The sequence below is a fragment of the Limnospira sp. PMC 1279.21 genome (assembly GCF_032349615.1).
GTDB classification, from domain to species: Bacteria; Cyanobacteriota; Cyanobacteriia; order Cyanobacteriales; family Microcoleaceae; genus Limnospira; species Limnospira fusiformis.
In genome coordinates, this window is sequence record NZ_JARPLU010000045.1 from 1 (window position 1) to 23,023 (window position 23,023).

The window sequence follows — 23,023 nt, forward strand, 5'->3', positions numbered from 1 at the left end:
GAGTCGCTAATATTCGCCGTGACACGATTCATAAAATCACTACTTTTTTGGCTAAAAACCACAGCCAAGTAGTCATTGAAGATTTGAATGTGTCAGGTATGCTGAAAAATCATTGTTTGGCGGGTTCTATCGCTGATGCTTCATTTTATGAGTTCCGTCGTCAACTAGGTTACAAGGCAGAACGTTATGGTTCAAAGTTGATTATTGCCGATAGATTTTATCCATCCAGTCAACTTTGTTCTAATTGCGGTTATCGTCAAAAAATGCCCCTAGTCCGTCGGACTTTTGAATGTCCAAACTGTGGCCTGAAGATTGATAGAGATTTGAACGCCAGTATAAATTTAGAAAAATCGCCTGGTTCAGACGATTACACTTGTGGACGGGGTGCTGCCGACAGTCCCGGACGAAGCCAGAAATAAACGTCAATATCCGGCTATGTCCGGTTTTGTTTAAGTTTTATAGAGCAGATTATTTAATGAGACTTTAAACCCAGTTTTTCGGTAAGATGTTTAAGATGCCTGATTGATCTAGGAGAAACGTAGAGCATGAGTCGGGGAGAAGGTCGCAAACTGAAACTAATGGTCGTCGATGACGAACCCGATAACCTAGACCTGCTGTTCAGGACGTTTCGCCGTGATTTCAAAGTCCACAAAGCCGATAGCGCCCTAACAGCCCTCGAGATTCTTGATCAAGAGGGAGAAATGGCTATTATCATTTCCGATCAGCGGATGCCTGAAATGAATGGGACAGAGTTTCTCGGTAAAACCGTTGAACGCTTTCCCGACACTATCCGTATTTTGCTGACCGGATATACTGATGTCGAAGATTTGGTCGAAGCTATCAACTCCGGTCAAGTCTTCAAATATATCACCAAACCTTGGAATCCAGAGGAACTGCGAACCGTTGTTCAGCAGGCCTCCGAAACCTATAAATTTTTTAAACAGCGCACTAACGCCCTGCGTCGGTCTTTGAAACGAGAGCGGCTATACAATGATGTGGTAATTGCCTTGCGCGAGTCTCTCGACTACGCAAGTATGCTGCAAACCATTGCAGATACCGTAGGTGAAACCTTTGAAGCCTTTGCTTGTAAGGTCAAACCTATCGAATCGGGATCTTTGTCAGAACAGGAGTTCTCTTATCAAGGTGAGTCGCACCCGGAACCCGAAAATACCATAGCCTTGATGCAAGCCGCTGTAGAAACCCGTCAAACCCAGATACCAGGCTGTCAGGGAGATGATAGCATCAGCCAAATTGTTGTTCCCCTTACCTATCAACACGACCTGTTAGCGGTTTTAGCCGTTTACCGCCATGCCGCAGACCAACCCTGGTCCGAAGAGGACATTCAACTGCTAGAAGTAGTTTCCGAACAAGCATCTCTCGCCCTGTCTCAAGCTAGACTATATCAACGTACCCTAGAACTCGCCGAGCAAATGCAGAGTGAGTTAAAGGTGGCTCGTCAAATTCAGATGAATTTACTCCGCCAAAGTTGGCCGGAATTTGACAATCTGAAGCTACAAGCCTGCTGCTATCCAGCTAGAGAAGTTGGGGGCGATTTCTTTGAGGTCTATATCCACTCTATGGGGGATATTTGGGTGGCTTTGGGGGATGTTTCCGGGAAGGGAGTTCCCGCCGCTTTGTTTATGGCTAGTGCCATTTCTGTCTTGCGCCGAGAACTCTCTCAAGATACCTCCCCAGAACCAGAACAGGTAATGCACAATCTTAATAGCATCTTATCTGATGATTTGATTGGCAATAACCACTTTATTACCATGGTTTTGGCTCGCTACACACCCGCAACAGGAGAAATATCCTATGCTAACGCTGGACATATCTACCCCCTGATTTGGGATCATCGTACCCTCCAACAACAAAACCTTAATGGTCATGGGAATGTCACAGTTGAGCCGATTTTTCTCAAGGAACGGGGTATTCCTTTAGGGATTCTTCCGGTCTGGCGCGGAAAAGTAGGTAGTCGTGTCTTGTCCCCTGGGGATGTATTTTTACTTACCAGTGATGGAATTACAGAGGCTACTGTGCTACAACAAGGCAATGATGGTAATTCCGCTCGTGCCATGCTGCAACAGGAGGGGTTATGGCAACTCCTAAAACAACAAACTAGCCTATTAAATTTAGAGGCTTTACTGGCTTCCATCCGTGAACAAAATCCGGTTCAGGAGGACGATCAAACCATACTCTCTCTGGAGGTTGTTTCAACAGATGATCACTGAGTTACAGGTGCCGAGCGATATTCGGTTTTTAGAAGTTGTTGAACACTGGCTATTAAGCAGTTTGGAAGTCCAGTTAGGGGACTCGGTGGATTGGCCCCGTCAGTCGAATCGGTTTCGCCTAGTCCTAGCTGAAGCCTATTCTAATGTCATTCGCCATGCTCACCGCGATCAGCCTGAACTTCCGGTGATTATTCGCCTAGAACTTGATCAGGGTGACATTCGCCTGGAAATTTGGGATCAGGGTAAGGGGTATCAAATGAGTGATTATGAACCACCGTTACCGGAAGATAAGCCAGTACATGGCTATGGGTGGTTGATTATGAAGCGCCTAATGGATCGGGTTGATTATAAACTTGAAACTGATGGCCGTAATTGTTTGGAGTTACAGGCTAGTTTGGGTTCTAAGGAGTCCTCGTCTTGACACTCTAACCCCACCCCCCCCTAGGGTGGCATTGGCTCGATGATTAATCACTTGGAACTGTTCACTTTTTCTCTCTGATGGCTGCTTCTGTTGACCGTTCTCAAATTCAACAATATCTCCTAGATTTAGGTTTTGATCAGGTCGGCTTTACCCCAGCCACATCAACCCCTGAAGAGGTGGAAGGGTTGCGTCTATGGTTAAAGGCAGGATATCAGGCGGATCTGGCTTGGATGGATAATCCTAAACGTCAGGATATTCGCCTAGTTATGCCAGAAGTGCGATCGCTTATTTGTGTTGCCATTAACTATTATACACCACATCAACATAAACATGAGCCACAATATGCCAAAATCTCTCGCTATGGCTGGGGACGAGATTATCACCGCATTTTGCATAAGAAATTAAAGCAGTTTTGTCAGTGGTTAAAACAGCAGGGTGAACATATCGAAGCCCGCTATTATGCTGATACCGGACCGATTCAGGATAAGTTATGGGCGCAACGGGCGGGGTTGGGTTGGATTGCTAAAAATGGGAATCTCATTACTAGAAATTACGGTTCTTGGGTGTTTCTGGGAGAGGTGTTAACTAATTTGGTCTTAGAGTACGATCGCCCCCATACAGAACATTGCGGCACTTGTACTCGCTGTTTGTCAGCCTGCCCGACTAATGCGATCGCTCAACCTTTTGTCGTAGACGCAAACCGCTGTATTGCTTATCATACCATAGAAAACCGAGCCGAAACCTTGCCCCCAGAAATAGCAACCAATCTTCATAATTGGGTGGCAGGTTGTGATATTTGTCAGGATGTTTGTCCGTGGAATCAAAGATTTGCTAAACCCACAAAAGAAGCCGCCTTTAATCCCTATCCGGAAAATCTAGCCCCGACTTTAGAAGAATTAGCCACTATTTCCGATGAGACTTGGAGTGAGAGGTTCACCGCCTCAGCTTTGCGCCGAATTAAGCCCTATATGTGGCGGCGTAATGCTCAGGCTAACATGAAATCATAATTCTGCCAACTCGGAGAAGATTTCAACGCGCGACGGATACGCGGACGGTGATCATCAGACGATCGCACTTCTGGGCTGTTGGGTTTCGGGGGTGCGATCGCCAATCTTTATCTCCCGTTCTCATCCTCTCCCGGCAAAAAATCATCATTTAAAATATCCGCGATCGCCTAGGGACACGCTACCGGCAATACCTCCAACGGCAACCCCGTCTCGTCCTTACCCTGTCGTCGTGTCCGGGGATACGCCCACAAAATCGCCTCCGGTAAGTAATTCTTCAAACTCGGCGAATCTTCCAAAATATCTAAAATTCGCGTGCGATGTTCGGTGATACTTCCCGCCCAACTTCCCGTCCGCAACTCCGGTTGAAATTCCCACTTGAGTAAGTGCAATAGCGCCATCGCCAAATTGCTGCGAAGACTGCTGCGTTCCCGCTTACTCATATCCTCAATTTCTTCGAGCAAGTTTTCCCAGTCCACTTGGTCATAATTGCGATCGCGCAATTGTTCCAATGTCCCCTCAATCCAGAGGACGTAATCTTCGCAGTCAAGTGTTGTCAATTGCTGTTTCGATAACGTCATATCCGATGATCGCCAATACGGGGTTTAAGGTTGATTCTGAGTTTCGGAAGTTCGATCGCCCTTTGTGTAAGTTTTGACTTCAGAATAATTCAATATTTTTTGATCTTGAGTGAGTAAGAATGTGTCATAAACTTTGGCTGTGGCAACGATAATTTGATCGGCAGGATCCGAATGAAATCCAGACAATTGAGTTGATTGAAGTATAATTGGAAGGCTCAGTTCTAAGATTTGAACTCCCGGATAGCTTAAAGCAAGTTCTAGCCATTCATGGACAGAACAACTAAAACTCAATCGGTTTTTCTCGACTAATTTAGCAACCTCCCAACAAGAAATGATGCTGATACCCAGACCACTTGTTTGATGGGTTTGAATGATCTCCTGGTTTTGGGGAGATAACTTGGGGTTTTCATCCACCCACCAAATCCAGATATGAGTGTCTAGAACGATCATAGCAATGCTTCCCAGTCATCTGCTGCGACGGGTTCGTAGGGATCGTCATAGTGAATCACCTTCCCATGCAGGGGTTGATCTTGGGAGGAAGGCTGTCGCGATCGCATATCCTTTTTGACCGTTTTCAAAATGGCTTCAATAATCAGGATACGCTCTTCTATCGATGTACCTTGTATTTTTTTCAGAATTTCTGATTCGATCATTTTTTTTGATGATATAATGGTTGTTTTGAGTGCGATCGCCAATCTTTATCTCCCGTTCCCATCCTCTCCCGGCAAAAAATCATCATTTAAAATATCCGCGATCGCGTAGGGACACGCCGCCGGAAACACCTCCAATGGTAACTGAGTTTCCGCCCGCGCTTGTTTTCGCGCACTGGTATAACATTCGTCCACGACACTGGCGAGATAATTCTGCCAACTCGGAGAGGATTTCAACGCCCGACGGATACGCCGACGGTTTTCGATAATACTCCCCTCCCAACTTCCGGTTCGCCATTTCGGTTGAAATTCCCACTTGAGTAAATGCAGCAATACCACCACCAAATTATTCTCAAGGCTGTGGCGTTCCCGCCGTCCCATGTCTTCGATTTCCTCGATTAAATTGTCCCAATCTACGTCATTATAGTGGCGCGATCGCAACTGGGCGATCGTCACTTCCAGCCATTGGAGATAGTCTCGATCGTAAAGCTGTTTGATATGGGATGGCGATGGTATCATAATTCTGGTGACTGAATCAAGTTTATTATAGCCTGAAAGATTGGACGATCGCACTTCTGGGCTCTTGGTTTCGGGGATGCGATCGCTTTCGGTTGATCTGGGAAAACTGCACTACAATAATTCTATTGATATCAACCCATGTCATGCTCGAAATTGTACTGAACTGGAAGCCCCGACCGGAAACCCTGACGCGACTGATGCAGGTTTCGCTGGAACAGCACAAAACCTTGGAATCGTTACTCGAAGAAGCGATCGACCAATACTTACAAACCCATCGTCCTCCTGTATCGCAGACGGATGCCGATCCGCTGATTGGCTTGTACGAGGGTGCATCGGAAACGAGCGATCGCGCCGAGGAAATTTTGCAAGCGGAAGTGACTGAAAATTCGGGTTTGTCGTGGAAAGATTAGATGCGATATTGTCGTGAACAATACCCAACCCATGAATTGATTGATGGGAGTTGAAGAGTAATTGTTGACAAGATAAAATCAACATAATTCATTGAAATTTGTCTAAAATAAAAAAATTCAGTTTATCTTGATAGTCCACAAATTTTTACAAACATAAGCGATATTACTTGTAAAATATTGGTTGTCTGCAACGCGATAACTTGTAGTTTAGGGAAAAATTCAATAATGCTAAAAAAATCTGAGATTTATCGACTGGTTCATGATTACATTGGAGTTAATCAGGGATACCTTAATGGATTTAGCTACAGTAAACATTACAAATTTTATGAAAACTATTGTGATCTAGACATTAATGTGGAGGATTATGAACCAGGCACTACACGAGAAAAATTTATTCTTATACTTGAAGAAGCCCATCCAATAGAGCAAGCTCAAATTATAAAGGGAGTGTTCAAAAAATTTCCTGTCTCATCTTTTCCAAAATATGAACAGGAGACAAAACAAAAACTTTATGATGAGTATCAAGAGATCCTTCATAGGATCGAGTCATCTGGGTGTTGTATTAGCGGTGAATTTAAAAATATAATTTTTGCAGCCAACGGTCCCAAACCAGAAATAGTTTTATCAGATGCTACAAGAAATAAAATTAAAATTATTAGGAATGAGGAATATTGTCTTGTGTATGATAGACCACTACCTGACAAAGGGTTGTTATGGGACGAATTAGTTGATTGGTGGGTTGACAGAGAACATTTGAGTGATTATAATCGTTCCCAACAATGTCATGAACTTTTTAATAGGTTGCTATTATCGCTCAAAGGAAACAAACCAGAGAAAATTTTATTTGATACATATTATAGATTTTTTATTAAAAAGTTGGAAAACAAGCTGCCAGCATTGATTCCGCAAGTCTATTTACATTACGATCCTTACAGTCTAAGATATCTAAAAATTATCAAACGACTACCTCGACAAAGAATGGATTTTCTATTGTTACTTCCACACAATAAGAGTATTGTTATTGAAATAGATGGCAAGCAACACTATTCTGATAGTAATGGACGAGCCGACCCTCAGCTTTACGCAGAAATGGTTGCAGAAGATAGAAATATAAAGCTTTCAGGTTATGAAATATACAGATTTGGTGGGCATGAATTTTCAAATTTTACACAAGCAAGACAGACAATTATAGATTTTTTCATCAATTTATTTGAAATGTATTCTGTTGGATAAATTATGAATATATCGGCGCATTCTCTCTCAAAAACTCAGTTTCGATTGAATGGCGATCGCATATTGGGAGATGATTATTTCTTATTGATTGAGTTTATACCATCCTCCATTGCTTAAATCTCGAAGTTCTGGTAAATCTAGTTTGGCTTTTTCAAAAATATCTGTTTTTGAAAAAATATCTTCCAGCTTTAGAAGATGGGTAGTTATATTGGGATAATTTCTGTGAAATTCTTGTAAACGGTTTAAGTATCCTGCTGTATAACCAACCCCTGACAACATAATGCCAATATCTGCATTGTTGATCATCAAATTACCGCAAAAATCAGCAGTAAACGAAGCATCTAAAGCAGTACGATAAAGTTTGCACTGAAAATAGATTTGTTTGTTACCAAGTACCCCATAACCATCAATTCCGCCATCTTTTCCGGGTGGCCCTGGATTCAAACCAAGGTGGGCGGCAAAACGCCGCCCTAAATCTTGCTTGACTGCTTGCTCAGATTCAATTATTCCCTGTACTAAAGGATTCATATTGTCTATCAACTCGCTTTTTGAAAAGATTTGAGAGCATTTTCAATAAAGTTTTCATGCATTAATTTGATGCCAAAAAAAATACATTCATTCACTTTTTCAGTCATCTCTAATTCTCGGAGCTTCTGATCTATATCAGGAGTGGGAAGAAAATCCTTATTGTACTTTTCTTGTTTGATTCTTGAATTGCCAATATCGGCTGAAGTTGCTTTTAACTCTTCTTGAAAATTTTGACACTCTTCTGATTTTCTCTTCTTCCATTTATCTATCAAATCCCGATTTTCTTGTTTCTTAATTGTTGTATCCATAAAATGGACGTAACTGATGGCAAAGTTGGGAAAATTTTCAGTCTTACCTCTCACAAACTGACCCAATTCAGTCATTTTCTCTGCCTCTGATTTTGTCAATTTATAGGAAATTTTATCTTGTAGCTTGTTTGGTCCCTCCTGTTCGGACTCTAGAATTCCTTTATTAATTGCACTTTTGATATTTGGAACAGTTTGCTTTTGGTGGTTTTTCGTCATTTTTATACCCTCTCAATTGAGTCAATGTTTAATAAATCGGAAAAATATTCATATAAATTTTCGTGATTTTCGTATTCCCAAATATACTGTCTTTCTTGATAAATAGCCGTTTGAATTTCATCTTGTAGCTCTTCCATCGGAAGAGCTATCTGCCAAAACTGGTTTTTTTTCTCTGCCTTGATTTGAGATAATTCTCTCTCTACTAACTCCCTTGGTATACCCAAAGGTACGATTGATACTTGTGCCATATAACCGGCTGTAGATCTGAGCTGAGATATCAGATCTAGCATATTAGGAAGTTGTTTAATTGCTCTTTCCCTTTGAGATGTGTTGACAGGGATTAAAATTAAATCCGGATCGTTTCCAACAATTGCCCTAACCGTATCGCTTTTAGGGGATTTGATATCTAAAACAATATGACTGTAAGATTGAGCTTGTTTTTTCACTGATTTACGTTCTTCATTATAAATAACCGTACTACTTCCGCTATCAACCAGAGAGTATGAATCATATTGATTTGGCGAACTCTCGTCGCGCGCAAAAAATTGCCAAAGGTCGGCTTGATCGTCACAATCAACTAGAAGTACACTGTCTCCCCGATTGAGCAATACACCTGCTACATGGACGGCTAACGTAGTTTTTCCTACCCCACCTTTATTGTGGGTACACAGAATAATCAATTTTTAGCTTCCCCCATGCTCATTGACTCGCTTAATTATAGCCAAATAAAGTAAACTGAGTCAACTTGCGAGTCTCCGGATCGTGAAATGCAAACACGATATCTTCCGGCGGCACACCTTCCCTCAACAACTTAGTGGCTTCAAAGTCGCCCTAGGTCAAGTGTATTTAGGGCGATAATAGGGAAGGCGCGATCGCCTCCCCACAATCCTACACCAAAGAGGGGAAGGCGCGATCGCTTTCCCAGCATTAGATAAGCTAGTTGCTTAACGCACCAGCCGGGATGCCTAAAACATCCTCAATTTTCGGCATTTGCTCAAGAGGAATCACTCGACCCTCATCTTCAAACCCTGCAATTTGATCAAAGTTCAAATAGCGGTAAAGATCCCCCGCAAACGGGTCGATTTTCTGGGTGATAATCGCCATATATTCCTCAACCGTGGGAATGCGACCCAACAGCGCACAAACCGCCGCCAATTCAGCCGAACCCAGATACACCTGAGCCCCCTTACCCATACGGTTATTAAAGTTGCGAGTCGAAGTAGAAAATACCGTTGTATTATCTTCCACCCTTGCTTGATTTCCCATACAAAGAGAACATCCAGGCATTTCCGTCCGCGCCCCAGCAGCCGCAAAAGTACCATAAACCCCCTCTTCCCGAAGTTGTTGTTCATCCATGCGGGTAGGCGGACAAATCCACAGACGCACCTTCACCGGACCTGCCCCTTCTAACACCTTAGCAGCAGCGCGATAATGTCCGATATTAGTCATACAAGAACCGATAAACACCTCATCGATTTTGTCACCCGCACACTCAGACATCAGTTTCACATTATCAGGGTCATTAGGTGCCGCTACAATAGGTTCAACGATCTCATCCAAATTGACCTCAAGAATATCCGCATACTCAGCATCGGCGTCAGCTTCCATCAACTCAGGATTAGCTAACCATTGTTCCATCTTGGCAATGCGACGGGTTAAAGTCCGAGCATCCTGATATCCACGAGCAATCATATTCCGCATTAGGGCTACATTCGATCGCAAATATTCAGAAATCGTCTCAGTCCCCAACTTAATCGTACAGCCAGCACAGGAACGTTCCGCAGTAGCATCAGTCAACTCAAAAGCCTGTTCCACCTTCAAATCAGGTAGACCTTCCATCTCCATAATCCGGCCATTGAAGACATTTTGCTTATTCTCCTTACCAACAGTCAGCTTACCTTGCTGCATCGCCACCCAGGGAATAGCATTAACAATATCGCGCAGCGTCACACCCGGCTGTAATTGCCCCTTAAAGCGCACCAAAACCGATTCTGGCATATCCAAAGGCATCGCCCCCAAAGCGGCTGCAAAAGCCACCAAACCCGAACCAGCGGGGAAAGAAATACCCAAGGGGAAACGGGTATGAGAATCGCCGCCAGTCCCCACCGTATCGGGTAACAGCATCCGGTTTAGCCAGGAGTGGATGATACCATCTCCCGGACGCAAAGCCACACCGCCACGGGTAGCAAAGAAGTCCGGTAGTTGCTTGTGGGTTTTGATATCCACTGGTTTCGGATAGGCTGCGGTGTGACAGAAACTCTGCATGGTCAGGTCAGCGGAAAACCCTAAACAAGCTAATTCCTTCAATTCATCCCGCGTCATGGGTCCGGTAGTGTCTTGGGAACCTACGGTGGTCATTATCGGTTCGCAGGAGGTACCTGGACGGACTCCCGGTAGTCCGCAGGCTTTCCCAACCATTTTTTGGGCTAGGGTAAAGCCCTTTCCGGTATCTTCTGGGATAGCAGGACGGGCGAAAAGTTCGCTGGGGGTTAGTCCCATTGCTTCCCGGGTTTTGTCGGTCAGGCTGCGACCAATTAACAAGGGAATCCGACCCCCGGCGCGTACTTCGTCTAGGATAGTTTCCGGTTTCAGGGTGAAGGTAGAAATCACTTCCCCGGCTTGGTTGGTAATTTCGCCTTTGTAGGGGTGAATGGTGATCACATCCCCGGTTTCCATTTTGCTGACATCACATTCTATGGGGAATGCGCCAGAGTCTTCGGCGGTGTTGAAGAAAATGGGGGCGATTTTTCCACCTAGGATATAGCCTCCCCGCCGTTTGTTGGGTACAAAGGGGATATCTTCGCCAATATGCCACAGGACTGAGTTAATGGCAGATTTGCGGGATGAACCAGTCCCGACTACATCCCCAACATAAGCTACAGGGTAGCCTTTTTGTTTCAGTTGGGCGATGGTTTGTATACCTTCGGGCATCCTTGACTCTAGCATGGCTAGGGCGTGCAGAGGGATGTCTGGTCGGGTGGTGGCGTGGGGGGCGGGAGAAAGATCGTCGGTGTTGGTTTCGCCAGGGACTTTGAAGACGGTGACGGTTATGGCTTTGGGGACTTTCGGGTTGCGAATGAACCAGGCGGCGTTAGCCCAAGCGTCTAGGACTTGTTTGGCGTAAGGGTTGATATCTGACAGCGCTAGAATGTCGTTGAATGCGTCAAATACTAGGGTGATTTTGCTTAGGGCGTTGGCTGCTTCGCTGGCAATATTGGAGTCGGAAGACTTCAGGAAACTTACCAGGGATTGCACGTTATAACCCCCTACCATTGTACCTAGTAGGTCGATCGCTCCTTGGGGACAGATGAGGGGACTGCTGATTTCCCGTTTGGCGATCGCTGTCAGAAATCCGGCTTTTACATAGGCGGCTTCGTCTACTCCGGGGGGAATGCGATCGCGCAATAGTTCCATCAGAAACTCTTTTTCCCCTTCCGGTGGGTTTTTCAGCAGTTCGCACAGTTCCGAGGTTTGCTCCGCAGTTAGGGGCAATGGCGGAATTCCCTGTTGGGCGCGTTCGGCAGCTTGTTGACGATAGGCTTCTATCATTACTTCTGTTCTCCTTTTCGTTTGATTATTTTATGCTACCTAGAATCCATCAAAAATGGCTAGGACGATTTATCCGTTGTCCTTCTGATTTCATCTCATGGTTTCTACTGCTGGGCTTTCAACATCTATCATTTGATTTCCCCCCTTACTCTATCGGAAACTAGATGAGTAGGATAATATCAAGTTACATAAAACTGTATTTTAGACAACATTATTAGTATCTCAGCTAATCATGATATCCTTGGTCTGCTGATTTGACGATGCGGATGCACCCTACAAATGTCATCTATAAAGGTGCTTTAGTCAGCTTCTGATTATCCATGGGTCTGCTTATTTGGGGATGCCGATAGACCCGCCCCATGTCATTTGATGAGTGACGACATTAATATTATACTACAATTTCCGCCCATATAACCTGTATATTAACCTTTATTATATGGATGGGCTGTTGATCCCCAGTCTGTTAAAGTTTTTTAAATTTGTCGGGCTATCTAAGTTGATTTGCCAGAAAAATAGTACAATCGTAATATAGGAAGTATGAGACGACCTGTGCATCTGCTCGGTAATCACAAGCGGCTGCGGTTGTTGATTGAATAATTTTCAGGACTCCCAAAGTGGCTGGCCAACATCAAAAAGCGCGTGAATATCAGTTTACAGACCCCAAGGGACAGAGCGATCGCCATTATAGAGAATTTTCCTCGGAGAGTGAGAAAGTGTCACCAACCCCTCCAGAAATAATGTCAATGTTGGTCCAGTCTCTACCTCAACCAGTGATGGTGAGCGACCATGATGGCACGATTATCCATTGTAACACAGCTTTGCTAGAAATATGGCAGGGGTCAAGGGAAAGTCTAATCGGACATAAAGAATCCTTTATTTATACATCCATTAACCATTATCAGCAAATTCGGGAACAGTTTGACCAAGGGAATGCCATAGACTCGGTGGAAATTCAAATCCGCCTATCAGATAGGCGGACGACTTGGGTATGCCTATCTATGCGATCGCTACCCTTAATCCCTGAACCGGTAGTTCTAACAATTTTCTCAGACACCAACAGCCATATTCGCCGCCCCAACCAAAACCAGCTAGACAATGAAGCTAGTTATCAAGCGGCGGTCGCCAAATTTGGACAAATTGCTCTCACCAGCCCTGACCTTGACTCTCTGATGGGGAAATTGATTACTCAGGTCAAGGAAACCTTAAAAATTAATCGCTGCATGGTTTTGGAACTACTACCCAATCATCAGGCTTTTTTACTACGTTCGGGTATTGGTTGGCGACCAGGGCTAGTGGGGTCGGCTCAAATTACTGCCTCTCCTAATTCCCAGGCAGGTTACACCCTCCAACAGGGTGAAGCAGTAATCGTTGAAGATCTGCGAGTAGAAACTCGTTTCCCAGGAACTCCTCTGCTACACAACCACAAAATTGTCAGCGGTTTAAGTGTGATTATTCCCGGACCAAAAGGGGCTAACTCCAAGCCTTGGGGGGTGTTGAGTGTACATACGCGACGAGTGCATCAATTTACCTTAAATGATGTACATTTTTTGGAGGCGATCGCTCACATTCTCGCTACGGCGATCGAGAGACAGCGGGCTGATGAACGACTCAAGTTGATGGAAAGAGCCATCAATAGCAGTCGCAATGGCATTATTATCACCGACGCTACTGAGTCGGACAACCGGGTGATTTTTGCGAACTCAGGCTTTGAGAAAATTACCGGATATTCTCGCCATCAAGTCATTGGTCGAAATTGTCGATTTCTTCAGGGTCGAGACAGTGACCCCAAAGCCTTGGCGGAGTTACGAAGCGCCATTGAAGAAGGGAGGGAATGTAATATTGAATTAAAAAAATATCGCCCAGACGGTAGCAGTTTTTGGAATGAATTATCAATTTCTCCGGTCTACAATAACCAAGGCTTTCTCACCAATTTTATCGGTATTCAAACCGATATTAGCGATCGCAAACAGGCGGAAGCTAACCTCTTATCCAAATCCGAAGCCCTGGCGCAGTTTAGCAGCAAACTTAAACAACTACATCGCATTACTACCCGTCTTTATCCTAGCCTAGAAGCCAGGTTTGAAGACTATCTACAGACCGGGTGTGAATTGCTGCAAATGTCAACAGGTTTAATTGGTAAAATCTCCGCCGGAGTCTATAGCTTAGAATTTGTTTATCCTCACTCCGACTTATTTACCATCGGTCAAACTGCGAACATCGCCGACACCTTTTGTGCTAAACCATATCACACTCAGGAAACCGTTACCCAAACCCAAGCCGGTCTTGACCCGGAATGGAGTCAAGTCCAAGCCTACCAGACACTTACATTAGAATCTTATATCGGTACTCCCATTTGGGTAGGCGATCGCATTTATGGCGTACTGAGTTTTGTTCACCAACCACAGAGAACCGTACCCTTTAAATCAGAAGATCGCGAAATTATTGAATTGATGGCACAGGGTTTAGGAGACTTCCTCGCCGCCCAAGAAATTGAACAGCGACAACGAGAGGCTGAACAAGCCTTGCGAGAAAGTGAAGAACGTTATCGGATGTTAGTAGAACTTTCCCCCGACACCATTGCTATTTACTGCGATGACCAAATTGTTTATATTAACCGTGCCGGGGTAGAATTGTTGGGGGCTAAACAACCCGAAGATATTATTGGTCGTTCCATTTATGATTTTGTGGATTATGATCAGACCACAGTCATTCTCAACCAAGAATTAACTGGAGAAGCCAAACAGCAATCGGCGACGCTTTTTGAACAACAATTAATCCGCTTAGATGCCGCAATTATTGACGTGGAAATTGCCGGCATTCCCACTAATTATCATGGTCGCGATGCCATTCAAATCATTATCCGCGATATTAGCGATCGCAAACAAGCCCAAGCCCAACTACTCCACGCCGCCTTTTATGACCCTTTAACCGAACTACCTAACCGCAGTTTATTCAACCAAAAACTCTCCGAAGCCTTACGGCGTTCTAAAGAGGACTCGAATTATCAATTTGCGGTTCTCTTTTTGGATCTAGATCGGTTCAAAGTTGTTAACGACAGTTTAGGTCATGTTATCGGTGATTTCTTGCTTATAGAAATTGCTCATCGCTTAGAAATATGTGTTACCAGCCCTGGGGATACCATCGCCAGATTAGGGGGGGATGAGTTTACCATTTTGATGGATCACATTTCCGACCCCAAACAAGCACTAGAATTAGCCGAAAAAATTCATCGGGAACTCAGCCAGCCCTTCTATATCGAAGGTCACGAAATTTTTACCACTGCTAGTATTGGTATTGTACCCAGTCGCGGATGCACCTTTAAAAAAGGAGCAGAGACCGACAACTACCACTGTTTATTATACAACAACCCCGAAGATTTTCTCCGAGATGCAGATATCGCCATGTATCATGCTAAAGAACGAGGAAAGGCGCGATCAGAAGTTTTTGATTTATCAATGCACACCCAAACCCTCGCCCTTCTGCAATTAGAAACTGATTTGCGTAAAGCCATATTTGGATCTGCTCAACTCAATGTTGCACTCAATCACATCTCTAGCTCTGAGTCCAACCCGTTAGCCTCAGCCATCTCTGATGTATCTGTCATACCTAGTCAACTCCCAAGTTTAAATGACTTTATCATTCACTATCAGCCAATTGTCTGTTTAATTACTGGTAGGATAGTCGGTTTTGAAGCCTTGGTGCGATGGAGACATCCCCGCCGAGGATTAGTGTCACCTGCTGAATTTATCCCCGTAGCGGAAGAGACGGGATTAATTGTTCCTTTAGGCGCTTGGGTCCTGGAAGAATCATGCCGTCAGCTTAGTAGTTGGAAACAACAACTTAAAAACTGGGAGAGGTCTCCGCAATCAGTCTCTTCTCACTTAACCATTAGTGTCAATTTGTCTGGGAAACAACTCAATCAGCTTAATTTGATACAACAAATTGATGCTATCTTAGCCAGAACTAATTGCGACCCGAAAAGCCTCAAGCTGGAAATTACCGAAAGTATGTTAGTTGAGAACTTCCAGACCGCTTTGATTGTTTTAGCACAACTAAAAGCACGCAAAATTCACCTAGCCATTGATGATTTTGGGACGGGATACTCCTCTTTGAGTTATCTGCATCAATTACCCCTCAAAAGTTTGAAAATCGACCAATCCTTTGTACAGCGATTGGAGGAAGAACCCAGCAATTATATCGATCAATACAGCCAACCTCAACAAATTATCAAGGCGATTATTTCCCTGGCTCATAACTTGGGGCTGGAAGTTACCGCAGAAGGTATTGAGACTCGACAACAGATGCAGTTTTTGCACAATCTTGGCTGTGATTATGGTCAGGGTTATTTGTTTTCTAAACCTTTACCCGCTGAAGAAGCTACTCAATTAATGCTTAACTCTGCGATCGCATATTCTAGCGAAAAATCGCGCTTCTTTTACGGTTAATTTACACTCCGTTGATGATAGTCTACAACCGTGAAGATACTTATCAAAATCCTGTCCATAGCATAAGTTTTCCTAATTTGTCTGGGAAGATAAATTTGAATCGCAAAATATTGTTAAGAATTGTTACAATTTTGTTGAAAATCCCTCGCAAATAGTTGACGAGATTATAGGGGTTGTGGTATCCTCAAATAAATCGCACCCAAGGGGTTACTATGCCTTGATTCAAAAATAGAGGCTACAACCCGCATTCTATCGCACTTAAACTTATTCTCTGCCGAAAAAATTAAATTTGCGATTCACGAGTTTTTGGGTAAAATCAGGGGGCCATTTGGGGGGGTATTGACAAAAACGACATTTTGTGCATAGACGACATTTTCCGGGTAGTTCAACTTCAGCGTTGACGGTAATAAATAATAATTTGTTTTCTAAGGCTTTACCTGCTGAAGAAGCTACTCAATTAATGCTTAACTCTGCGATCGCATATTCTAGCGAAAAATCGCGCTTCTTTTACGGTTAATTTACACTCCGTTGATGATAGTCTACAACCGTGAAGATACTTATCAAAATCCTGTCCATAGCATAAGTTTTCCTAATTTGTCTGGGAAGATAAATTTGAATCGCAAAATATTGTTAAGAATTGTTACAATTTTGTTGAAAATCCCTCGCAAATAGTTGACGAGATTATAGGGGTTGTGGTATCCTCAAATAAATCGCACCCAAGGGGTTACTATGCCTTGATTCAAAAATAGAGGCTACAACCCGCATTCTATCGCACTTAAACTTATTCTCTGCCGAAAAAATTAAATTTGCGATTCACGAGTTTTTGGGTAAAATCAGGGGGCCATTTGGGGGGGTATTGACAAAAACGACATTTTGTGCATAGACGACATTTTCCGGGTAGTTCAACTTCAGCGTTGACTGTAATAATAATTAGTTTCCTGACGATCGCCATTAGCAACCATACCCAAAACGGGAACTCCAGCCATTTCCAACTCTCGCAGAGCCAGATTAAAAGCTGATCGGTCAGTTTTTCCCAACCCGACCACCATCATCAACCCATTAGTGTGGGAGGCGAGTAAATTAGCATCAGCCAAACCCAACAGGGGAGCAGTATCATAGACAATTAAATCAAACTGTTGGCGCAGTTGAGCCATAACCTCCTGCATTCGCGCAGAAGCCAGCATTCGAGTCGGGTCAACAGGTAGAGGACCGGAAGTTAAAATAAACAGATTTTCATCCGATGGCGATCGCCTAATCAAAGTCTCGATCTCCAGATTACCAGCGATCGCATCACTGAGACCCTGTAAATTAGACACCCCCAACATCGAATGAATACGGGGGTTACGCAAATCAGCATCTACCAATAACACCCGCTGACCCATCGCCGCCGCCCCAATCGCTAAATTTAGGGCTACAGTAGACTTACCATCTGCAGGTCGTGCGGAACTAATCACACAGGAGTTGATGGGTGATTCCGTAGCCAAGTGGCGTAAATTAGCCGTAAGCGATCGAAAAGCCTCGTGAAATATCCCACAGGGGACCATCGACAAATTTGGTAGAACATCGGTCTCCCCAGTCAACCGAGAATTAGCCGGAAGCATCAAAGCATCATCGCTGGCTGGAATTACCCCTAACAGCGGAATGGGGGTATTCTCCGCTATTTCTTCGCTGTTGTGGAACACATTATTAAGGCGATCGACCAATTGAGCTATAATCATTCCCAAGCCTAAACCCGCCAATCCTCCCAAAGCTAGATTTAGGGGAATATTCGGCGAAACCGTCTCCAGTTGTCCGGATCTTTGGCGAGGAATCATGGGGGGGGCGATTAATTGCCAGGATCTAACAGGCGGTTCTATAGTTAATTCTAATTCCGCCTGGCGATCCGATAAGTCATTTAGTCGGGTGGTAGCGGTTTCTAACTGCTGATTTAAGTCTCTGTAGCGCCGGATGACTTCCGGTAAACTTTGAGAGTATTCTTGTAAACTGGTCGCTGCTGTTTGTAAAACGCGATCGCGTACCTGTAGCATTTCTATCTGATGTGCTGCTACCATCATCTGCTGAATTAATCCCATTCGCAGGGAGTCTTGGTGACTTAAAATACTGGGGTCTACAGTAGTTAAGTCTTGACCCAAAACCCGCACCGCCTCTTCTTGGAGTAATGGTAATAAATGATTGCGTTGGTCTAATAAAGATTGAATTTGCGGGGATGCTTCCTTAAACCTAGCCGACTCTACAGCTACCTCGGTTTCCACCGCTAAGAGTTTTTGTAGGAGGGTTTGATAGCGAGGAGAATTTGTTAAAGCCGAAGCCATCATCGCCTGTTGGGGGTCGAGTCCTAGTTGTTGTTGTAGAGTTAAATACCGAGACTTTTCCTCTTGGAGTTGGGTTTGGGTTTGTAGTCTTTCGGTTTCTATCATCCCTAAGCGATCGCTTATTTGGCGGCTGGTAACTTCCGGCGTAATCATCAGATGCTCCTGCTGGAGATTCACAATTTCTCGTTTGAGGTTATTCACCTGGGTAACTAGGGGATTAATTTTTTGATTAATCATCTCCAGCTTTTGGCTGTTTTCCGACGGACGTTGTAACCCTTGATGATATTCCAGATATCCCGAAGCGATCGCCTCCAGAATAAACTGGATCTTTTGCGGTTCACTATCTTGATAACTCACCTCCAAAATCTTAGTCCCTTCCAGCATTCGCAATTCCAACCGACCCGGAGATTTATCATTAAACAGAAACCGATAATCAACCTGGGGATAGCGACTTTGAATATTCTCCAAAATATCAGCCATAACCTGGGGACTCTGTAGCATTGTCAACTGAGATGCTTCGTCTAACCCCCCCAGTTCATCTGAGGAACTTATTAACAGTTGAAACGTCCCTCTATACTCAGGTAATTGTTCAACCGTCCACCAATAAACCCCCGTCACTGTTGTCGCAGCCACCCCCACAACCACCAACCAGCGACGACAAAACAGATCCGCAATTTTCGCCAACATTCCCCTCGGTTTAGCCCCAACAATCTCAACATTTCTCGCTTCCAAATCTCCGCGATACCAGGGAGAAAATCCCATACCCTCCGCCGATGAACTCCGGGTATAAATCATCGATAACTGGGAACGTCTAGCCTTTTTCATCTTACCTTACTCCCCGATTTTTGCGTGTGCTAAATAACCAGAAAATGAATTTTGCTTAAAAGATACTTATAAACCTCATCAACCCCAAAACATTACTAATCGGATTTAAGGTATTAAAAACCGTACCCATTCCCTCCCGAAAAGCCGCACCCCCTGAACGGTTCACCATAACTACATCGTTATTTCTCAGGACCGGATTATTAGCCTCATTCACATCATCCGATAGATTAACCGAGATCACCCTTCGGGAAACAGTCCCATCCGGGGATATACGGATGAGTTCTACCCTATTGGAGTCAGCCTGACCCCGTTTCAGACCTCCCGCCGCCAGAATCACCTGGTTTAGGGAACTGTTGGGGGGTAGACTAATCGCCCCAGGTTGTAGAACCTCCCCCACCACACTAACACGCATTATACCCGGAGAAAAACTAGCTGTTGCCACATTACCAGAAACTGTAGCATCTACAGTCCCCCCTTTAGGCACAATAATTGTATCCCCCCCTTGTAAAGCAATATCCTCCTGGAGATCTCCCTCTTGTAGAAGTTTCCATAGGTCAACCATAACAGTTTGTTCCGTCCCTGTACGACTAATGCGCCGCACCTGAATTTCTCGAATATTTGCTTCCGGTGTAATTCCCCCCGCCGCTTTAATAGCCCTGGTGACTGTATACACCCCAACCGGATCAACTCCAACTATACCTCGCCACTCCGATACATTTTCCCCCTCAGTCCCAGCCATGGTGTCAATGCTAAGGATATGGGTTCCTGGTCGGTTCACCTCCCCCACCACCGCCACATTAATCGGTCCGTCAGCATTACTAGCAAAATTAGCACTAGACAACTGACGCGCTTCGTGGCGATTAATATTTGTAACAGTCGGAATATATATCCTATCTCCATCTCTCAGGGCTAGATCTTGACTCAGGTCACCATTTTGGAGAAGTTCCCACAAATCAAGATTAACAATAGTTTCCTCACCTCCCCCCCCAGGACGACGGATTTTTACCTGGCGAATATCGGCGCTAGTAGTTATTCCCCCCGCCATTCGCAAAACACCTGTCACAGTAGCAGCATTAGAAACACCTCCCATATTTTGACTCTGGGAATTACCCGATACCATATAAGAACCGGGTCTCTTAACTTCCCCAGCGATCGCTACTTGAACAGGTCTCCTATCTAATAATTTTACCGTAATCAGTGGTCGTTGTAAATATTCCCCATATCGTTCTTTCAGCAGTTCCGAAACTTGATCAATTGTCATTCCCTGAACCGTCACTCTCCCAATTAACGGGAGGTTTAAACTTCCATCTACTGACACCTGATGACGACCTCTTTCGCCACTATATTCGGGAACATTGAAAATATCAATTTCTATGGTATCACCCGCCCCTAAAATATATTCCCCCACCACCAGAGGAGACCAATTGTTAGCCCCATTATTACCATGATTAATTGTCGGCATTGGTGGCGGTGGTAAAAACTCCCCCCCAGCCGGGAGAGACATCAACAGCCATGTTAACCCCACACAGTTGACTGTTAATCCGAAAAAACATATTTTTTGGGTTGTATAAATCAGCCCGTTTTTGAGAATTTGATTATGTTTGATGATATTATCCATTTCAATAAAATTATCCGCCTATTTTCAGAATCGCCGAATTGTGTTATAACTATATTCTGTGATTGACAATTGCCGAGATTGATGGAACAATTGCAAACAGATGTTTTAGTGGTTGGTGGAGGTGCTGGGGGAACTGCCGCCGCCCTCCAGAGCGCCCGTGGTGGGGCTAATACTATTTTAGTGAGTGAATTTTCCTGGTTAGGAGGAATGTTAACCTCCGCCGGAGTAGCTGCACCAGACGGGAACGAATTAGTAGCCTTTCAGACGGGTCTATGGGGTGCTTTTTTAAGAGAACTTAGACAAAAACAACCCACGGGTTTAGACTGGGGATGGGTTAGTTTTTTTAATTATGACCCCCGCATAGGCGCGCAAATTTGGTCAGACTGGGTAAAATCTCAAAAAAATCTACATTGGATTTCTGGATATGCACCCCTAGAAGTATTGCGGAAAGGCGATCGCATTACTGGGGTGAGATTCCCAGATTTTACCATTAATGCCCAGGTTACCATTGATGCCACAGAATTAGGAGATATTTTAGCTCAAGGTGAAATTCCCTATCGCTGGGGTTGGGAATGGCAACAGCAATGGCAAGAACCTAGCGCCCCAATTCAATCTAGCCAATTTACCGATAATTGTCCAGTACAAGACCCCACCTGGGTAGTATTATTACAGGATTTTGGCGAAACACAAGCCCCAGCCATTAAACCTACCCCAGAAGCCGATTTTAGCAAATTTCAGGGCGCTTGGGATGGCTACGACCCCCAACAATTCCTCAACTATGGTCGCCTACCTGGGGGGTTAATGATGATAAACTGGCCCCATAAAGGCAATGATTACGGGGTAGGATTGGATCGTTTGATTGCTTCAGCGCCACAAAAACAGGCATTCTGGCGGGAAAGTCTACAGCATAGTCTGAACTTCGCCGCCTTCATTCAACAGCACCTAGGAAGGCGCTACGGCTTGGCTGAGAGCATATTTCCCCATACCATGTCAGCTTGGAAAACTGACCTAGGCTTAACTCCTCAGCAACTTGGCGCTTTTGCTATTCATCCCTACTACCGAGAAAGTCGCCGTCTGTGTGGAGTCCAAACGATTACAGAAAATCATATTTTACCTGTCTCAGGAAGTCGCGTCGCCGCCTTACCTATAGACCACAATGGACAATGTGAGGCGATCGCCATTGGTAACTATCCCAATGATCACCACTACAGCGCCGGGTTACTACCAGTTAAACTTAAACTCTTACGCTGGGGAGGTCGCTGGACGGGAACCCCCTTTACTATCCCCTATCGTACCCTAATTCCAGAAACTACAGAGGGCTTAATTGTGGCTGAGAAAAATATTTCCGTTTCCCATATCGCTAATGGCGCTACCCGTCTACAACCTGTGGTTTTGGGTATCGGACAGGCGGCGGGAATGGCTGCGGCTTTATCTGTCCAACAGCGCATATCTCCCCGAATGCTATCAGTGCGATCGCTTCAACAAGCACTATTAACCGACCCCATAGCCCCCGCCGCCATTATTCCCCTGTTTAACCTTACAGGCGATCGCGCCGATTGGCTCAAATGGCAACAATACTATTTAGACCACCCACAAGCCTATCCCATAACTGGTGAAGTTCCCCCACCCGACCCCCACCCGACACAATTAATATCACCCTCATTATCAGAATTTAGCGGACAATTTCACCGCCACCCAGACCACGAATATTCCCTCACCCTCTCTCAACCTCACTCACTCCTCGGTCAGGTATTGAGTCTCGTTACCCTCCACCCACACATTAATCAACAATTACAAACCATACCTACCGCTACCCCCATCACCGTTTGGGGACGACACAACTCCGCCGGTCGCTGGCTACTTGTCGAAGTCATCAAAGAGTTATGTTAAGTTTTGTAACAAAAAAAATCGCCTTTTATGACTGGGGGGGTTGACAAAAGCGATCGCCCTGTGGTATTATATGTAATAATGGGAATATTAACAATTTTATTTTTTGCCTACATATTCCCAAATTAATCTGTACTATCTTAATAATACCACTACCGTCCGAAAACTGTCAACCCCCAGCGGTAGATGCCAGCGCCACAAGTCAAGTATTGTAGGGCTGAAGGAAAAAATTATCAGATTATCCTTGAGATTATCCTGATGTAGGCCTATTGGGTTGGTATCAGGAAAT

General features: G+C 44.5%; 20 protein-coding genes. 8 read left to right on the forward strand and 12 right to left on the reverse strand.

The window, feature by feature from the left end; translation table 11 throughout:
- From P5683_RS09255 to queG, 4 genes are all read left to right on the forward strand, one after another.
- Positions 1–419, forward strand: a 419-nt coding sequence (locus P5683_RS09255) for an RNA-guided endonuclease TnpB family protein (RefSeq protein WP_315669437.1), incomplete at its 5' end; no start/stop codon positions are given.
- Between the two features lie 126 nt (positions 420–545).
- Positions 546–2,228, forward strand: a complete 1,683-nt coding sequence (locus tag P5683_RS09260; RefSeq protein WP_006625178.1) for a SpoIIE family protein phosphatase — start codon at positions 546–548, stop codon at positions 2,226–2,228.
- On the forward strand, positions 2,218–2,649 hold the full coding sequence (locus tag P5683_RS09265) for an anti-sigma regulatory factor (protein ID WP_006625179.1): 432 nt from the start codon (positions 2,218–2,220) through the stop codon (positions 2,647–2,649). The genes P5683_RS09260 and P5683_RS09265 overlap by 11 nt, the downstream gene beginning before the upstream one ends.
- Positions 2,650–2,726: 77 nt before the next feature.
- Positions 2,727–3,656 (forward strand): tRNA epoxyqueuosine(34) reductase QueG, encoded by a 930-nt coding sequence (gene queG, locus P5683_RS09270; protein WP_006625181.1) that lies wholly within the window; start codon positions 2,727–2,729, stop codon positions 3,654–3,656.
- Positions 3,657–3,678: 22 nt separating this feature from the next.
- Here the strand turns inward: queG and P5683_RS09275 are convergent, their stop codons facing one another.
- Genes P5683_RS09275 through P5683_RS09295 form a run of 5 tightly spaced genes read right to left on the reverse strand, consistent with a single transcriptional unit; the run spans position 3,679 to position 5,403 of the window.
- On the reverse strand, positions 3,679–3,804 hold the full coding sequence (locus P5683_RS09275) for a hypothetical protein (RefSeq protein WP_315639740.1): 126 nt from the start codon (positions 3,802–3,804) through the stop codon (positions 3,679–3,681).
- 19 nt (positions 3,805–3,823) lie between these two features.
- A complete protein-coding gene (locus P5683_RS09280; RefSeq protein WP_315639742.1) occupies positions 3,824–4,234 on the reverse strand; it encodes a DUF29 domain-containing protein in 411 nt (136 codons plus the stop codon).
- A 24-nt stretch (positions 4,235–4,258) separates the two neighbouring features.
- Positions 4,259–4,684 (reverse strand): type II toxin-antitoxin system VapC family toxin, encoded by a 426-nt coding sequence (locus P5683_RS09285; RefSeq protein ID WP_006625185.1) that lies wholly within the window; start codon positions 4,682–4,684, stop codon positions 4,259–4,261.
- Positions 4,681–4,887 (reverse strand): hypothetical protein, encoded by a 207-nt coding sequence (locus P5683_RS09290; protein ID WP_006625186.1) that lies wholly within the window; start codon positions 4,885–4,887, stop codon positions 4,681–4,683. The genes P5683_RS09285 and P5683_RS09290 overlap by 4 nt, the downstream gene beginning before the upstream one ends.
- Before the next feature lie 45 nt (positions 4,888–4,932).
- Positions 4,933–5,403: a DUF29 domain-containing protein gene (locus P5683_RS09295; RefSeq protein ID WP_006668823.1), complete on the reverse strand. Its 471-nt coding sequence runs from the start codon at positions 5,401–5,403 to the stop codon at positions 4,933–4,935.
- A 143-nt stretch (positions 5,404–5,546) separates the two neighbouring features.
- Here P5683_RS09295 and P5683_RS09300 point away from each other — a divergent pair, with 143 nt between their 5' ends.
- Together P5683_RS09300 and P5683_RS09305 are read left to right on the forward strand one after the other, a co-directional pair.
- A complete protein-coding gene (locus P5683_RS09300) occupies positions 5,547–5,813 on the forward strand; it encodes a hypothetical protein (protein ID WP_046319443.1) in 267 nt (88 codons plus the stop codon).
- A 225-nt stretch (positions 5,814–6,038) separates the two neighbouring features.
- Positions 6,039–7,046 carry a hypothetical protein gene (locus P5683_RS09305; protein WP_052741574.1) on the forward strand — a complete coding sequence of 336 codons (1,008 nt, stop codon included), beginning with the start codon at positions 6,039–6,041 and terminating at the stop codon, positions 7,044–7,046.
- Positions 7,047–7,127: 81 nt separating this feature from the next.
- On the opposite strand, the gene P5683_RS09310 is transcribed toward P5683_RS09305, so the two are convergent.
- The 5 genes from P5683_RS09310 to acnB all read right to left on the reverse strand — a co-directional run bounded on the left by P5683_RS09310 (position 7,128) and on the right by acnB (position 11,647).
- The gene (locus P5683_RS09310; protein ID WP_008051421.1) at positions 7,128–7,574 is read right to left on the reverse strand and encodes a hypothetical protein; all 447 of its coding nucleotides are present in this window, start codon (positions 7,572–7,574) and stop codon (positions 7,128–7,130) included.
- Positions 7,575–7,582: 8 nt separating this feature from the next.
- Positions 7,583–8,098: a hypothetical protein gene (locus tag P5683_RS09315; RefSeq protein ID WP_006625192.1), complete on the reverse strand. Its 516-nt coding sequence runs from the start codon at positions 8,096–8,098 to the stop codon at positions 7,583–7,585.
- Positions 8,099–8,100: 2 nt separating this feature from the next.
- Positions 8,101–8,778, reverse strand: a complete 678-nt coding sequence (locus P5683_RS09320) for a ParA family protein (protein WP_046319446.1) — start codon at positions 8,776–8,778, stop codon at positions 8,101–8,103.
- 31 nt (positions 8,779–8,809) lie between these two features.
- Positions 8,810–8,908, reverse strand: a complete 99-nt coding sequence (locus P5683_RS09325; protein WP_081593267.1) for an element excision factor XisI family protein — start codon at positions 8,906–8,908, stop codon at positions 8,810–8,812.
- Between the two features lie 126 nt (positions 8,909–9,034).
- Positions 9,035–11,647, reverse strand: a complete 2,613-nt coding sequence (gene acnB / locus P5683_RS09330) for a bifunctional aconitate hydratase 2/2-methylisocitrate dehydratase (RefSeq protein ID WP_006625196.1) — start codon at positions 11,645–11,647, stop codon at positions 9,035–9,037.
- A 614-nt stretch (positions 11,648–12,261) separates the two neighbouring features.
- Here acnB and P5683_RS09335 point away from each other — a divergent pair.
- Positions 12,262–16,092, forward strand: a complete 3,831-nt coding sequence (locus P5683_RS09335) for an EAL domain-containing protein (RefSeq protein ID WP_006625197.1) — start codon at positions 12,262–12,264, stop codon at positions 16,090–16,092.
- Positions 16,093–17,000: 908 nt separating this feature from the next.
- On the opposite strand, the gene P5683_RS09340 is transcribed toward P5683_RS09335, so the two are convergent.
- Complete coding sequence (locus P5683_RS09340; RefSeq protein ID WP_315641840.1) at positions 17,001–19,229, reverse strand: polysaccharide biosynthesis tyrosine autokinase; 2,229 nt, start codon at positions 19,227–19,229, stop codon at positions 17,001–17,003.
- 55 nt (positions 19,230–19,284) lie between these two features.
- The gene (locus P5683_RS09345; protein ID WP_315639748.1) at positions 19,285–20,847 is read right to left on the reverse strand and encodes an SLBB domain-containing protein; all 1,563 of its coding nucleotides are present in this window, start codon (positions 20,845–20,847) and stop codon (positions 19,285–19,287) included.
- A gap of 81 nt (positions 20,848–20,928) precedes the next feature.
- On the opposite strand from P5683_RS09345, the gene P5683_RS09350 reads away from it, so the two are divergent.
- Positions 20,929–22,737 carry an FAD-dependent oxidoreductase gene (locus P5683_RS09350; RefSeq protein WP_006670112.1) on the forward strand — a complete coding sequence of 603 codons (1,809 nt, stop codon included), beginning with the start codon at positions 20,929–20,931 and terminating at the stop codon, positions 22,735–22,737.
- Positions 22,738–23,023: the final 286 nt, after the last annotated feature.

Excerpts from the sequence above, each read along its gene's own strand:
- P5683_RS09260 (WP_006625178.1), top strand. The coding sequence starts at position 546 with ATGAGTCGGGGAGAAGGTCGCAAACTGAAACTAATGGTCGTCGATGAC.
- P5683_RS09265 (WP_006625179.1), top strand. The coding sequence starts at position 2,218 with ATGATCACTGAGTTACAGGTGCCGAGCGATATTCGGTTTTTAGAAGTT.
- queG (WP_006625181.1), top strand. The coding sequence starts at position 2,727 with ATGGCTGCTTCTGTTGACCGTTCTCAAATTCAACAATATCTCCTAGAT.
- P5683_RS09275 (WP_315639740.1), bottom strand. The coding sequence starts at position 3,804 with ATGATGATTTTTTGCCGGGAGAGGATGAGAACGGGAGATAAAGATTGG.
- P5683_RS09280 (WP_315639742.1), bottom strand. The coding sequence starts at position 4,234 with ATGACGTTATCGAAACAGCAATTGACAACACTTGACTGCGAAGATTAC.
- P5683_RS09285 (WP_006625185.1), bottom strand. The coding sequence starts at position 4,684 with ATGATCGTTCTAGACACTCATATCTGGATTTGGTGGGTGGATGAAAAC.
- P5683_RS09290 (WP_006625186.1), bottom strand. The coding sequence starts at position 4,887 with ATGATCGAATCAGAAATTCTGAAAAAAATACAAGGTACATCGATAGAA.
- P5683_RS09295 (WP_006668823.1), bottom strand. The coding sequence starts at position 5,403 with ATGATACCATCGCCATCCCATATCAAACAGCTTTACGATCGAGACTAT.
- P5683_RS09300 (WP_046319443.1), top strand. The coding sequence starts at position 5,547 with ATGCTCGAAATTGTACTGAACTGGAAGCCCCGACCGGAAACCCTGACG.
- P5683_RS09305 (WP_052741574.1), top strand. The coding sequence starts at position 6,039 with ATGCTAAAAAAATCTGAGATTTATCGACTGGTTCATGATTACATTGGA.
- P5683_RS09310 (WP_008051421.1), bottom strand. The coding sequence starts at position 7,574 with ATGAATCCTTTAGTACAGGGAATAATTGAATCTGAGCAAGCAGTCAAG.
- P5683_RS09315 (WP_006625192.1), bottom strand. The coding sequence starts at position 8,098 with ATGACGAAAAACCACCAAAAGCAAACTGTTCCAAATATCAAAAGTGCA.
- acnB (WP_006625196.1), bottom strand. The coding sequence starts at position 11,647 with ATGATAGAAGCCTATCGTCAACAAGCTGCCGAACGCGCCCAACAGGGA.
- P5683_RS09340 (WP_315641840.1), bottom strand. The coding sequence starts at position 19,229 with ATGAAAAAGGCTAGACGTTCCCAGTTATCGATGATTTATACCCGGAGT.
- P5683_RS09345 (WP_315639748.1), bottom strand. The coding sequence starts at position 20,847 with ATGGATAATATCATCAAACATAATCAAATTCTCAAAAACGGGCTGATT.
- P5683_RS09350 (WP_006670112.1), top strand. The coding sequence starts at position 20,929 with ATGGAACAATTGCAAACAGATGTTTTAGTGGTTGGTGGAGGTGCTGGG.